10 protein-coding genes are annotated in these 14,183 nt (G+C 65.3%); 1 reads left to right on the top strand and 9 read right to left on the bottom strand.

The features are described 5' to 3' along the window. Positions 1 to 99: 99 nt before the first annotated feature. The 5 genes from GGD63_RS17440 to GGD63_RS17420 all read right to left on the bottom strand — a co-directional run bounded on the left by GGD63_RS17440 (position 100) and on the right by GGD63_RS17420 (position 6,023). The gene (locus tag GGD63_RS17440) at positions 100 to 1,455 is read right to left on the bottom strand and encodes an esterase-like activity of phytase family protein (protein ID WP_183244057.1); all 1,356 of its coding nucleotides are present in this window, start codon (positions 1,453 to 1,455) and stop codon (positions 100 to 102) included. Positions 1,456 to 1,540: 85 nt separating this feature from the next. Continuing rightward, positions 1,541 to 2,437 (bottom strand): carbohydrate ABC transporter permease, encoded by an 897-nt coding sequence (locus GGD63_RS17435; RefSeq protein ID WP_183244055.1) that lies wholly within the window; start codon positions 2,435 to 2,437, stop codon positions 1,541 to 1,543. Then, entirely contained in the window at positions 2,430 to 3,386 is a 957-nt protein-coding gene (locus tag GGD63_RS17430) for a carbohydrate ABC transporter permease (protein WP_183244053.1), read from the bottom strand. Before GGD63_RS17430 ends, GGD63_RS17435 begins: the two co-directional genes overlap by 8 nt. Before the next feature lie 163 nt (positions 3,387 to 3,549). After that, the gene (locus GGD63_RS17425; RefSeq protein ID WP_183244051.1) at positions 3,550 to 4,890 is read right to left on the bottom strand and encodes an ABC transporter substrate-binding protein; all 1,341 of its coding nucleotides are present in this window, start codon (positions 4,888 to 4,890) and stop codon (positions 3,550 to 3,552) included. Positions 4,891 to 4,979: 89 nt separating this feature from the next. Next, entirely contained in the window at positions 4,980 to 6,023 is a 1,044-nt protein-coding gene (locus GGD63_RS17420) for a C-terminal binding protein (RefSeq protein WP_183244049.1), read from the bottom strand. A 252-nt stretch (positions 6,024 to 6,275) separates the two neighbouring features. On the opposite strand from GGD63_RS17420, the gene GGD63_RS17415 reads away from it, so the two are divergent. After that, entirely contained in the window at positions 6,276 to 7,961 is a 1,686-nt protein-coding gene (locus tag GGD63_RS17415) for a methyl-accepting chemotaxis protein (protein WP_183244047.1), read from the top strand. A gap of 214 nt (positions 7,962 to 8,175) precedes the next feature. On the opposite strand, the gene GGD63_RS17410 is transcribed toward GGD63_RS17415, so the two are convergent. The 4 genes from GGD63_RS17410 to mgtA form a co-directional block, all read right to left on the bottom strand. Next, entirely contained in the window at positions 8,176 to 9,150 is a 975-nt protein-coding gene (locus GGD63_RS17410) for a tripartite tricarboxylate transporter substrate binding protein (RefSeq protein ID WP_183244045.1), read from the bottom strand. Positions 9,151 to 9,240: 90 nt separating this feature from the next. Continuing rightward, positions 9,241 to 10,176 carry a DMT family transporter gene (locus GGD63_RS17405; protein WP_183244043.1) on the bottom strand — a complete coding sequence of 312 codons (936 nt, stop codon included), beginning with the start codon at positions 10,174 to 10,176 and terminating at the stop codon, positions 9,241 to 9,243. A gap of 295 nt (positions 10,177 to 10,471) precedes the next feature. Further along, on the bottom strand, positions 10,472 to 11,401 hold the full coding sequence (locus GGD63_RS17400; RefSeq protein WP_183244041.1) for a DMT family transporter: 930 nt from the start codon (positions 11,399 to 11,401) through the stop codon (positions 10,472 to 10,474). A gap of 157 nt (positions 11,402 to 11,558) precedes the next feature. Further along, the gene (gene mgtA / locus GGD63_RS17395; protein WP_183244039.1) at positions 11,559 to 14,057 is read right to left on the bottom strand and encodes a magnesium-translocating P-type ATPase; all 2,499 of its coding nucleotides are present in this window, start codon (positions 14,055 to 14,057) and stop codon (positions 11,559 to 11,561) included. Positions 14,058 to 14,183: the final 126 nt, after the last annotated feature.

Genomic DNA, 14,183 nt, shown 5'->3' with positions numbered 1-14,183 from the left:
TCTGGATTGCTTCGCTGTGCTCGCAATGACGGAGGTTGGAGTGACGCTGTCGTCTCCAATCCTCTCCCGCGCCAGGCGGGAGAGGAGAGAGCGTCGGCCTTACTTCGCCTTCAGGAAATCCGCGACTTCGAGCAGCATGAACTCGTCGTCATCGGCCTTGTTGGGATCGCGGCTGGAGGAGAACGGCAGGTTGTTGTCGTTGCCGACGATGATGTGGGTGTCGTCGACGCGATCGACGTTCTCGATGGTGAAGAACGGGAAGGTGTAGACGCCGTCGTTGAGAGGCTTCTTCGCCTTCTTGTCGGGATCCTGGATCTTCATCAGGTCGATATAGCCAATCTTGCGCACGGGCTTGCCGACATTGGCGTCCGTCAGCTCGATCTTGTAGATGCGCTTGAACTTGGCGAGATCGGGGAAGCAGTTCTCGCCGCGCTGGCCTTGCGGGCAGGCCTTGTCGGCGGTGCCTTCGCCATTGTCGCGCTCGATGATGAGGCCGGAGGCCTGATCGATCATGTTGAAGTCGCCGATGGCGTTGCCGTTCTGCTCGAACACATATTGCCAGTAGCGGCCGGTGAATTTTTCGGCAGCGACGTCGAATTCGAGGATGCGGGAGGCTTCCTTGCCGTCGACCTTCTCCCAGTCCTTCTTGTCGGCGTCCCACAGCGGCCCCTCGAGCAGGCCGTAGAGGAATTTGCCGTCCTTCGACGAGGCGAAGCCCTCATAGCCCTTGGAGCGGCGGAGGTTGACATTGGTGTAGGTCGCGCCTGGTGCGCCGGGCGTCGCGACGGCCCAGTTGTCCGGCGAGCGCACCGGCTTGCCGTCGGCAACCGTCTCGAACACGCCGAGGATCTTTCCGGTCTTGTCCGCCTTCAGGATGTAGGGGCCGAACTCGTCACCGATCCAGAAGACATCACCGATGATCTGGAAGCCCTCGGTGTCGAAGTCCGAGCCGGTGAGGTAGCGCTTCTGGGTGTCCTCATGCACGATGCGGAAGGGTACCTTCTTGTCGGGATCGTGCAGGAAGATGGTCTCCAGGCGCTCGATCTTGCCGTTCGCCCAGTCCATCTTGTAGCGGTTGAGGTACAGCATCGAGTCCGGCGAGTTGGCGCGCGCGCCCATGCCGTTGTCGGTGATCACCCAGAAGCTGCCGTCGGGCATGGTCTTGATGCCGGAATGGCCCTGCAGCGGCTGGCCCTTGAACGGCAGCGACACGCCGGTCGGACGCTCATAGGACTTGCCCATGACGGTGCCGAGCGCGTCGACGCGTTTTCCCGTGGTGTACTTGCCCGAGGTCTTGAGATCGGCCGGCGCATCTGCCGGCGCGTCGATGAAGGTGGCGGCCGGCATCACCACGTGGCCGGCGAGCTTGGCCGGAAATTCGCCCTCGTTCTGGGCGAGCGCGGTGCTCGCGGTGAGAATGACCGTTGCGACGGTGCTGAGAAAAGTCGCGCGCATGTGCGTCTCCTGTTGGCGGACGCACGCCTTATGCGGATCGCGTGTTGCAGTTTTGTGAAGCCGGGCGAAAGGCCGCAGCCGCGATCTACTCCTTTACCGCGCCTGTCAGCGACGACACGTAGTAGTCCACGAACAGCGAGTAGAAGATCGCGACCGGCAGCGAGCCGAGCAGCGAGCCCGCCATCAGCGCGCCCCACTGGTAGACGTCGCCGGTGACGAGCTCGGTCAGGATCGCGACCGGCACGGTCTTGTTGGCGCCGCTCTGGATGAAGGCGAGCGCGTAGATGAACTCGTTCCAGGACAGCGTGAAGGAGAAGATGCCGGCCGAGATCAGGCCGGGGACGGCCAGCGGCAGCGTGATCCGGCGCAGGATCTGAAGCCGCGTCGCGCCATCGACCAGCGCGCATTCCTCGAGCTCGTAGGGGATCGACTTGAAATAGCCGATCAGGAGCCAGGTGCAGAACGGCACCAGGAAGGTCGGATACACCAGGATCAGGGCCAGCGGCGAGTCGAACAGGCCGAACTGCACGACGACGGTCGCGAGCGGAATGAACAGGATCGAGGGCGGCACGAGATAGGCGAGATAGATGCCGAGGCCGACATAGGGACTGCCGCGGAAACGCAGGCGTTCGATCGCATAGGCCGCCAGCGTGCTCGCGATCAGCGACAGCGTGGTCGAGCCGATCGCGACCAGCATCGTCGTCTTCAGCCAGCGCGGATAGGCAGTGTCGAACAACAGATGCTTGATGTGGGCGAGCGTCGGCGAGGAGATCCAGAACGGATTATGATCCTTGTAGTTCATCAGCTCCGCGTTCGGCTTGAACGAGGTGATCGCCATCCAGTAGAACGGGAACAGCAGGATCAGCACGAAGCAGCCGAGCGGCAGATAGATCATCATCAGCCGCCGCAGCCCGGAATCCCAGGCCATGGTGTCGGGTGCGGCTTTGGCGACGGCGGAGCCTTGCGCGACGGTGTCAGTCATTGGCCTCTCCCTGCTGCCATTTGCGGCGCGCCAGGCCGAAATAGGAAAACAGCGTCGCGAACACCAGGAACGGGATCATCGACACTGCGATCGCGGCACCTTCGCCGAGCTCGCCGCCGGCAATGCCGCGCTGGAACGCCAGCGTCGCGAGCAGGTGGGTCGAGTTCACGGGTCCGCCGCGGGTGATGGCGTAGACGAGCTGGAAGTCGGTGAAGGTGAAGATGATCGAGAACGTCATGACGATGGCGAGGATCGGCATCATCATCGGGAAGGTAATGTAGCGGAAGCGCTGCCAGGCGCTGGCGCCGTCGAGCATCGCGGCCTCGTAGAGCGAGGGCGAGATGGTCTGCAGGCCCGCCAGCAGCGAGATCGCGACGAAGGGGATGCCGCGCCAGATGTTGGCTGCGATCAGCGAGAACCGCGCCGGCCAGGGCGAGCCGAGGAAGTCGATATTGCTCGACCTCCAGTGCAGCACGTCGACCAGGAGGTACGAGATGATCGAGAATTGCGGATCGTAGATCCACCAGAACGCCAGCGCCGAGAGCACCGTCGGCACGATCCAGGGCAACAGCACGATGGCGCGCAGCACGCTCTTGAACGGGAAATGATTGTTGAGCAGCAGCGCGAGCCAGAAGCCGAGCGCGAACTTCCCGAAGGTCGCGACTGCCGTGTAGAACACGCTGTAGAACACCGCGTTCCACCACAGGGGATCGGTGAGCAGATACTGGAAATTCTCGAGACCGACGAAGATGCCGCGTCGTCCGATCGTGGTGTCGGTGAAGGCAAGCCAGACACCGAGGCCGAGCGGATAGGTGAGGAATACGGCGAGCAGCCCGAGCGCCGGTGCAAGGCACATCACGATCAGGAACGGCTTGTAGTCGAACAGCCGCACGAGCCAGTTCGGCTGCCGCTGCGCCAGCGCGGGGGAGGAGAATGTGGTCACGGACATCAGTCTGTTGTCCTGCTCTAGAAAGTCACTCCACCGTCATTGCGAGGAGCCCGCGACAAAATTGCGAAGCAATTTTGCGCTGGTGCGACGAAGCAATCCAGACTGCTTCCGCGGAGGGATTCTGGATTGCTTCGCTTCGCTCGCAATGACGGCCTATCGGCCATCACTTCTGCCGCCGGAAGTAGCGCTTGCAGCGCTGCTCGGCTTCCGCGGCCGCGGCTTCCGGCGTGGCAGCGCCGGTGGCGACGGACGCGCACATCTGAATCAGCACATAATCGGCGCTGACCGCGCCGGTCGCGGTCGAGATCGGGCCCTTGTAGCCGTCATAGTAGGTGCTGTTCATCGTGTTCTTGAACAGGCTCACCTTCGGATCCTGCGACCACACGGCGGCCTCGGTATAGGCGGCCAGCGGCTGGGACCAGTAGCCGGAGTTGGCATTGAGCCACGGCTCGTATTGGTCCTTTTCCAGCATGTATTGCAGGAAGGCCTTGGCGGCGTTGGGGTACGGGCTGTGCTTGAACACCATGGCGTTCAGCGTCAGGCCCGCCATCGGAGAGACCTTGGCCAGGCCCTTGGGCAGCAGCTGATGCTCGCTATCCTCGGCGATCGCCTTGGTCGCCGGGTCGTTCTTGAGCGAGAAGTACAGCGAGACGCCGTTGGCCGTCAGCGAGATTTCCTGCGAGGAATAGGCGCGATTGTTGCTGACGTCGTTCCATGACGGCGTGCCGGCGATGAAGGTCGGGTACTGCTCCTTGACCCAGTTCAGCGCGGCGATCGTCTCCTTGCTGTTGATGGTGACGTTGCCCTCCTCGTCGAGCAGGGCGGCATTGTGCGACCACAGCGCCCAGTTGGCGAAGCCGTTGCCGTCGCCCTTGGCGTTGCCGAGCGCGAAGCCGGCCGGCTTGCCGGCCTTGTGCAGCTTGCGGCACAGGTCGAGCACGCCGGCATGGTCTTCCGGCACCTTGTCGAAGCCGACCGATTGCAGGATCGACTTGCGGTAGATCAGGGGACCCGCAGTGGCGCCGAACGGCAGTCCGATCCAGGACTCGCTCTTGTGCTTCTTGCCGTAGCGCTGCGCCAGCGGCAGCCAGCCCCCGTACCGCTTGCCGAGATAGTCGGCGACGTCGGTGAGCTCGATCAGCTCGTCGATGTAGATATGAGGCGCGTCGGAGAAGCCGATGATGATGTCGGGCCCGGCGCCGGAGTTCGAGGTCACCGCGGTCTGCTGGTTGATGTCTTCCCAGCCGACGAAGTCGACCTTGACCTCGACCCCGGTGTCCTTGGTGAACTTTGCCGCATTGGCGCGGAACACGTCCTCGTCGGCCTGGACGAAGCGCACCGGGCGCAGCATGCGTAAGGATGCGCCCTTCTCGATCTCGCGCTTGGGTGCCGGGACATCGGCAGCTCTAATATTGGATGTTTGCGCTGCAGCACCGGTGGCCACGAGCGTTGCAGCGGACAGGCCCAGCGCCAAGGCATCACGACGTGTGATGTCGTTCCTCATCAGTACCTCCCTATATATATGTTCCCTTCCCGGCGTTGATCGCCGGTGAAGGGCCGTTTCGGTCTTCGGCGCGTTTGGCGCCGGCCCCCCTAGCTGTTCGGTCCGCGATCCATGCTGACGGGCTGCCAGCGGCGGAGCGCGGTGTTTTGCAGCACCGACGGGTTGACGCAGCTTACCGGCCACATGCCCTGAAGCACCAGTGACAATTCGTAGCCCACGCGGCGCTTGCGCGCCTCGTCGAACCGTGCCGAGGCCGAGGCGACATGGGCGGTCAGGGTCACGTTCTCCATGCCGAGCAGCGGATTGTTGTGCGAGGGCGGCTCCTTCTCCAGCACGTCGAGGGCGGCGTGCGCGATCCAGCCGTCCTGCAGCGCCTTGATCAGGCTCTCCTCGTCCACCGTGGCGCCGCGACCGGTGTTGATGAAGATCGAGCCCTTCTTCATCTGCCGGAAGTGCTTCTCGGTCAGCATGTGATGCACCTCGGGTCTTGCAGGGGCGTGCATCGAGACGAAGTCGGACTGCGACAGCACCTCGTTCAGCGTCGCGGGGATGACGCCGTGGTCGTACATCAGCGTTTCCTGGATGAAGGGATCGTAGGCCATCATGCGCAGGCCGAACGGCGCGGCGCGTTTCGCAACCGCACGCGCCACGCGTCCGAACGAGATGAAGCCGAGCGTCTGGCCCATCAGCCTCGGAATCTTGAGCAGCGCCGGCCGGCCCTCGGCCCAGCGGCCGTCGCGTACCATGCGGTCCTGCTCGACCAGGCGGCGGAAGCCGGCGAGCAGCAGCATCATGGCGTGGTCGGCGACCTCCTCGATGAAGGTGTCGGGAATGTTGGTCACCGGAATTCCGCGGGCGGTGGCGGCCTTCACGTCGACGCTGTCGACGCCGACCGAGCCGAGCGTGATGACCTTGCAGCTCTGCAGGCTGTCGATGATGGTCTTGGTGATCGGGATGCCCTTGGCATAGATGGCGTCGGCATCCTTCGCGGCGGCGATGAACTCGGCCTCGTTCGCGGGGGCCTCGACGATCTCGGCATCGATCGGATCGAGCGCCTCGCGCTCAAAGGAATAATCGCTGCCCGCGACCGTGAAGCTCGCACCCTTCGGCGTCACCACCCTGTATTTCGGCATTTCCTGCTCCCGATTTGGTTTCTTGTTGTGACCCGGCCTTCTCCCGGGCCTTTGCGTCTTTTACGCGAAATCGAGGCGGGTGCGTACAATTGCCGGTTGTCCGGAGCGATGAATATTGCCGTTTTCGCCGGCATTTGTCGGGGCTTCTACGGAGGCGCGTAAGTAACTTGCTAAGGGGTCGCTCCCTAAAAGTTGATTCAATTTCGATCCATTCGCTCGCGTACCCGTATCCTTTTTTGCCGGAGCTATCCCGTGAAGTTGAGCAATCTGAAGATCGCCCCCAAGCTTGGCATTCTTGTCGGCGTCACCCTGTTCGGCCTTTGCATCTCCGGAGTTCTCGCCGGCTACCTGATGAAGCGCGAGATGGTGAATGCACGCATCGACCAGACCAAGGCGATCGTCGAGATGGCGCGCAACTATGCGGCTGCCTTGATGAAGCGCGTCAATGCCGGCGAGATGACGAAGGATGCCGCGTTCGCGGAGCTTCGTCGTTACGGCAATGCCATGACCTACGACAAGAACACCGGTTATCTGTTCGGCACGTCCTATGACGGCATCACGCAGCTTGCGCCCGATCCGAAGATGATCGGCCAGAACCGCATGGACACGGAGACGAACGGACGGAAGCTGTCGCGCGAGCTCATGGACGGGGTCAAGGCCAACGGCGAGATCCTGCTGTTCTATGAATATATGAAGCCCGGTCAGGACAAGCCCATTCGCAAGCTCGGCTACGCCGTCGCGGTGCCCGGTTTCGAGATGTACCTCGGCACCGGCGCCTATCTCGAGGACATCGACGAGAAGATGGGTCCGGTCTACTGGCTGCTCGGCCTTGCCATGCTCGGCATCGTCATCGTTGCCGGCAGCGTCGCCTGGATGATCGGTCGCAGCATCAGCCGTCCGTTGGCGCTGCTCGGCATGCGCATGAAGGATCTCGCCGACGGCAAGCTCGAGGGTGACATTCCCGGCGTCGGCCGCGCCGACGAGGTCGGCGCGATGGCCTCGACCGTCCAGATCTTCAAGGACAACGCGGTCCGCATCCGCGACCTCGAGAAGACCGAGGCGGATACCAAGGAGCGCGCCGCGGCGGAACGTCGCAGCGCCATGGAAGAGATCGCCAACGACTTCGAGCGCAGCGTCAACGGCATCGTCCGCTCGGTCTCCTCGGCCGCGGCCGGCATGCAGAGCACGGCGCAGTCGATGACCGCGACCGCGAGCGACGCCTCCTCGCGCGCGGCGACCGTCGGTGCCGCCTCGCAGAAGGCGTCCGGCAACGTCGGCACCGTTGCGGCCGCCGCCGAGGAGCTGTCGAGCTCCGTTGCGGAAATCTCCCGCCAGGTGACGCGCTCGACTGAAGTTGCGAGCCGTGCCGTCAGCGATGCCGAGCGCACCAACGCCACGGTGCAGGAGCTCTCCACCGGTGCCGAGAAGATCGGCGAGGTGGTCAAGCTCATTCACTCGATCGCGGCGCAGACCAATCTCCTGGCGCTCAACGCCACCATCGAGGCGGCGCGCGCCGGCGAGTCCGGCCGCGGCTTCGCCGTCGTCGCCTCCGAGGTCAAGGCGCTCGCCAACCAGACCGCCAAGGCGACCGAGGAAATCTCGGCCCAGGTGGCGGCGATGCAGACCTCGACCAGCGACGCGGTCGCGGCGATCGGCGGCATCACCCAGACCATCGCCGAGATGAGCGAAATCACGGCGGGCATTTCCGCCTCGATCGAGCAGCAGGGCGAGGCGACGCGCGAGATCGCCCGCAACATCCAATCGGTCGCGGCCGGCTCGAGCGAGATCAACGCCAATATCGGCAGCGTCACCTCGGCCGCGGAAGCGACCGGCACCGCGGCCGGCGACGTGCTCACCAACGCCCGCGAGCTGGACAGCCAATCCGGCGCGTTGCGCAATGCGGTGGACGGCTTCCTCGCCAAGGTTCGCGCGGCGTAAATTCTTGCGCTGAATTCGTAAGGTGGGCAAAGAGGCGAAAGCGTCGTGCCCACCTTTTCGTTTTTGAGCGACCGTCATGCCCCGCGAAGGCGGGGCATCCAGTACGCCGCGGCCCATCGGTTCAATCACAACCGTCTCGGATTGCTGGATCGTCCGCCCCAGTGCGCAATTGCGCATAAGGCGGACGATGACAGCATCACCGGAGTTCGCACCTCTACTGCTTCTCGATCCCCGCGTCGCGGATCAGTCTCTCCCACAACACCAACTGCTCGTTCACGAACGTGCCGAGCTGCTCCGGCGTGCCCGAGAAGGCATCCATGCCGAGCGTCGCCAGCTGGGCCTTGATCTCCGGCTTCTCGACGATCTTGCGGATCTCGGCGTTGAGCCGCGTCACGATCTCCTTCGGCATGCCGGCGGGACCGAAATAGCCCTGCCACGACGAGATGTCGAAATCGGGCACGCCGGCCTCCTGCATCGAGGGCAGGTTCGGCACCAGCGGCGAGCGGTCCTTGGTGGTGACGGCGAGCGCGCGCAGCGCGTTGCCCTGGACGTGCGGCAGGCCGGTCAGGATGTCCACGAACATCATCGAGACGCGCCCGCCCATGACGTCGTTGAGCGCCGGCGGCGAGCTCTTGTAGGGCACGTGCAAGAGGTCGAGCCCGGCATTGTGCGCAAACGTCGCACCCGACACGATCGCCGAGGACGAGCCCGAGGCGTAGCTCAGCTTGCCCGGATTGGCCTTGCCGTAGGCGACGAGCTCGCCGACGGTCTTGGCGGGCACCTCGGGGTGAACGACCAGCATGAAGGGCAGGTCGCCGGTGCGGGCGATCGGGGTGAAATCCTTGACGGGATCGTAAGTGAGGCTCTTGAGCAGATAGGGATTGGCCGAATGCGTGGTGTTGGTCGTCACCAGCAGCGTGTAGCCGTCGGGTGCGGCGCGCGCGACATAGGTCGCCGCGATCATGCCGTTGGCGCCGGCCTTGTTCTCGATCACGATGCCGACGCCGAGCGCCTGCGACAGATGCTGCGAGATCAGCCGCGTCGTGGTGTCGGTGCCGCTGCCGGCCGCGAACGGCAGCACCAGCGTGATGTTGCGGCTGGGGTAATTGTCGGCCTGGGCAGCGGACGCGCCGAGACAAAGCGCGGCCGTGCCGATGATGCGCAGGTTTCGAATCAACGCTGAAAGCATGTCTGGTCGTTCCCTCTTTTTCGTTGGCGGGGAACCTAGCTTCTCTTCGCTGAAATCGGAAGGCGGGAGTTTGTCGCCCGCGCCACGGAATTACTTCGCCGCCGGGCCCTGGCGCGAGGCGATCACGACGCCGGCGAGCACCAGGGCGTAGCCGATCAGGTGAAACGGCTGCAGCTTTTCGCCGAGCAGCAGGATCGCCATCGCCGAGCCGAACACCGGCACCAGATGGAAGAACGGTGCGGCCCGGTTCGGGCCGATCAGCGCGACGCCGCGGTTGAAGAAGAGATAAGCCAGCGTCGACGGAAAGATCAGGATGTAGCCCAGCGTTGCCAGCGTCACGGTGTCGAATTGCAGGATGCGGCCGCTGGAGGCTTCCCAGGCTGCCGCGGGCAGCAGCATCATCGCGCCGCAGCAGGTGGTGAAGGACAGAAAGGACAGCTGGTGGATCCTGGGCCGGCGCGGGATGAAGGCGGAGTAGAGGCCGAAGGCGATCAGCGAGGAGGCGAACATGAGATCGCCCCGGTTGAAGCTGATGCCGGCCAGCGCCGCGAGATCGCCGCGCAGGATGATGATCAGCACGCCGAGCAGCGAGATCGCGATGCCGGCGAGCTGCCCGCCGGTCAGCCGCACGCCGAACAGCACCAGCGACCACAGCGCCACGAACAGGGGACCCGCCGATTGGATCAGCAGCGCATTCAGCGCCTCGGTGTACTGCATCGCCCAGTACGAGATCGCGTTGTTGAAGGCGAAGCCCACCAGCGACAGGAACAGCATCAGCGGCAGGCTCCTGCGCAAAGCGGGCCAGTCGCGCTTCAGGTGCGGCCAGGCGAACGGCAACAGGATCAGGAACACGCCGAACCAGCGGATCGTGGTCATCGTCAGCGGCGGCACATGCGCGCCGACATGGCGCGCGAGCACGATGTTGCCGGCCCAGAACAGCGAGCTCAGGCTGAGCAGCAGATAAGGCTGGTTGTTGAGCCAACTGGCCGGACTGGCGGCCGGTGGCGCGGGCGAAGCAATCGTCATGGGTGTCTGATGCAACCTTGCCCCTGATCGCGACGGTGGCACAAGTCACGCCGCCGCAATGCTACAATGCAGGCATGAGCCGGGGCGCGGCGTCCGCGGCTAATATGTTGGACGCGTCCTTGATGCAGTGCGCGCTCTTCCCCTCTCCCCTTGCGGGAGAGGGTGGCTCGCCGCGGAGCGGCGAGACGGGTGAGGGGTACCTGTCCGCGAGTCCAATTCTAATTTGAATGCGCGGATAGATACCCCTCATCCGGCGCTTCGTGCCACCTTCTCCCACAAGGGGAGGAGGAAGAAACTACCCCGCCTGCTTCCTTGACGCGGCGAACACGCCCGACAGCACCAGCGCGAAGCCGATGAAGTGGAACGCTTGCGGGTGCTCACCCAGGAACACCATTGCCATGATCGAGCCGAACACCGGTACGACGTGGAAGAACGGCGCGGCGCGGTTGGCGCCGATCAGGCGCACGCCGCGATTGAAGCAGAGATAGGCGAGCGTGGAGGGAAACACCGCGACATAGAACAAGGTGAGCAGGTTCGGCGCATCGAGCTTCATCACCGGACGCGCGGAGAGCTCCCAGATCTCCAGCGGGATCAGGCATGCGGCGCCGGCGCCGAAGGTGAAGGCGAGGAACGACAGGCCATGCATCGCCGGCCGCTTCAGGCTCAGCACCGAATAAAGCGCGAAGATCAACAGCGCGAGCAGGAAGATGAGGTCGCCCTTGTTGAACTCGATATTCGACAGCGTGGTGAAGTCGCCATGCAGGAGGATGGTCAGCACGCCGCACATCGACAGCAGCACGCCGAAGGCCTGCGCCGCGGTGAGGCGGATGCCGAGGATGACCAGCGACCACAGCGCCACCAGCAGCGGCGCGGCCGACTGCAGCAGCAGCGTGTTGAGCGCCTGCGTGTGCTCGAGCGCCCAGTATTGCAGCGTGTTGAAGGCGCCGATGCCGGTGACCGAGAGCGTGACCATCAGGCCGAGCCGCCCGCGGATCGCGGGCCAGTCCTGCACCAGATGTTTCCAGGCGAACGGCAGCACCAGCAGGAACGCGAACAGCCAGCGCAGGAATGACAGCGTCACCGGCGGGATGTGGCCCGCGGCGAGCCGGCCGACGATGGCGTTGCCGGCCCAGCACAGCGCGGTGATGCTGAGCAGCAGGTAAGGCTGGTTGGCGACCCAGTGACCGGATGTGTCGGCGCTCGTGGTCTGGCCGGTGGCGGACATTGTGGTTGTTATGGCCCCGCATCATGCGCCGAGGCCCCGGCCCGGCGATATCCGGGCCGGCTTCAATCGCCCGGCCAGCCCAAAGACACGGAAATGTCCCCGATATCAATGGGGCGAGGCGCATCGCCTCCATGCGCAGGCGATACGGCAGGAACCGTCAGTGCTTTCGTCGGCTGCGGATCGCGAAGGGCTTCACGAACTCGGCGCAGGCGAGATAGACGACGACGAGCAGCGCGATGCCGGCCATCATGGCCGGCGGCGGCGTGACGAAGCCGAACCAGGCCCCGAGCGGCGTGAACGGCAGCACCATCGCGGCGAGCAGTGCGACCAGCGAGGACGCCGCGAGCGCGGGATCGGGCCAGTTGCGCCAGGGCCGGCCATTGGTGCGGATGATGAAGATCACGAGGATCTGCGTCGCCATCGATTCCACGAACCAGGCCGTGCGGAATTCCTCGGGCGAGGCCTTGAACAGCACCAGCAGCGCGACGAAGGTCAGGGCGTCGAACACCGACGACAGTAGTCCCATGATCGCGGCGAACCGCACCAGGCGCGACATGCTCCACACCTGCGGCCGGGCCGTTGCCTGTGCCGAGACCCGGTCGAAGGGAATGCCGAGCTCGGAGAGATCGTAGAGCAGATTGTTGAGCAGGATCTGCGTCGGCAGCATCGGCAGGAACGGCAGGGCGATCGAGGCGGCCGCCATCGACAGCATGTTGCCGAAATTGGAGCTGGCGCCCATGCGGACATATTTGAGGATGTTGGCGAAGGTGCGCCGTCCTTCCTCGACACCGTCGGCGACGACTTCGAGGTCCGAAGCCAGCAGGATCATGTCGGCGGCGGCCTGCGCCACGCCGGTCGCGCCGTCGACCGACAAGCCGACATCGGCGACCTTCAGGGCCGGTGCGTCGTTGATGCCGTCGCCGAGGAAGCCGACCACCTCGCCGCCGGCCTGCAGCGCCTTCACGATGCGTGACTTCTGGTCCGGCGCGAGGCGGCCGAACGCATCGCTGGAGCGCACCTGCACCGCGAGGGCCTCGTCGCTGAGCGCGGCAATGTCGGCCCCCGACAGCACGCGCTCGGGATTGAGCCCGACCAGGCCCGCAAGCCGCTTCACCACCACGGGATCGTCGCCCGAGAGGATTTTCAGCCGCACGCCGCTGGCAGCGAGCTGCGCAATCGCTGCCGCAGCGGTCGGCTTCGGCGGATCGGCAAAGGCGCAAAGACCTTCGAAGGCGAGATCGATCTCATCCTCCGTCTCGACCTCGCGCAGCGTACCGATCCACGCCCGCGAGGCGATCGCCACGGTCCGCAGGCCCTCGCGTGCGAGCTCGCGCACGCGTGCCATGGCCGCCTCGCGCGCGCGGTCGTCCATCGTGCACAATGCGAGCACCGCTTCCGGCGCGCCCTTGACGATCAGCAGCGCACCTTCCGGGCCGGTGGCGAGCACCGATCCCAGCCGGCGCGAGAAGTCGAACGCCTGCCGCCCGGCGAGCCGCCAGCCTTGCGCGGCATCTACCCGGCCGGCGGTGAGGGCGGCATCGAGCGAGCCGCGGCCGCCGCCGAGCGATGCGGCGATGGCGCCGAGCTGCGCTGCGCGCGGCTCGTCCTTGCCCTCGGCATCGATGCTCCTGGCGAGCGTGATCTCGGCGGAAGTCAGCGTGCCGGTCTTGTCCGTGCACAGCACCGTCATGGCCCCGAGGTCGTGGATCGCAGCCAGCCGCTTCACGATCACCTTGCGGCCGGCCATGCGCAGCGCGCCGCGCGACAGCGTCACCGTAGTGATCATCGGCAGCAGTTCCGGCGTCAGCCCGACCGCGAGCGCGACCGCGAACAGCAGCGAATCCAGGATCTCGCGGCCGAGCAGGACGCGAACGGTGAGCACGACCAGCACCAGCGCCAGCGTGGCGCGCGCCACCACGAAGCCGAATTCGCGCAGGTCGCGCTCGAAGGGGGAGGGAGCCTGCGTCTCGGCAAGCGCCGCGGCCGCCGCGCCGAACACGCTGTTGCGGCCGGTCCCGACCACGAGCGCGATCGCCTCGCCGGTCTGCGCCACGGCGCCGCGGAACAGCGCGTTCGAGGTGTCGTCGGGATCGGTGACGGCGCCGGCGTGCTTCTGCACCGGATAGGGCTCGCCCGTCAGCGCCGCTTCACCCGCGGCGAAGGCGGTGCTCTCCAGCACCAGCGCGTCGGCAGGGATGATGTCGCCGGCGCGGACGCGCAGGAGATCGCCGGGAACGACGCGCTCGACGTCGATCTCGCGGAAGGCGCCGTCACGCTTGACCTCAGCCTTCAGCGCCACCGAGCGGCGAAGGATCTCGGCGGCACGGACCGCATGCCCCTCCTGGACGGTGTCGAGCCCGATCGAGCCTGCGAGGATCAGCACGATGATGAGCCCGCCGATGTCGTCGCCGGTCAGCATCGAGACGATGCCGGCGACCAGCAGGATCAGCGACAGCGGCTCCAGCAGCCGGCGCAGGATCGCGCGCATCGTGCCCTCGATGCGCGGCGGCGCATCGCTGTTCGGTCCGAAACGGCCGAGGCGTTCGGCGGCTTCGCTGGCGCTCAAGCCCTGCAGGGAGCAGCCGAGCCGGGCGCAGAGCGCATCGGTCGACAGGCGCCAGAACTGGCTCGCTTGGCTGTCCGGTGGCTTGGTCACGGCATGTCCGAAAAATCGAGGGTTCAAGGATTGGGAAGGGTAAGCTGCGGAGGTGACAGCCGTCCCTTGGCTATCCCTTGGCGCAATTGCGGGCCGGAACGGTTGATGCGGGTCAATCGGGCTGCC

Origin of the sequence: Bradyrhizobium sp. cir1 (assembly GCF_014198245.1) — a bacterium.
GTDB lineage: Bacteria > Pseudomonadota > Alphaproteobacteria > Rhizobiales > Xanthobacteraceae > Bradyrhizobium.
Note: the sequence above shows the minus strand (reverse complement) of the source record. Positions and strands in the feature narration are given on the sequence as shown.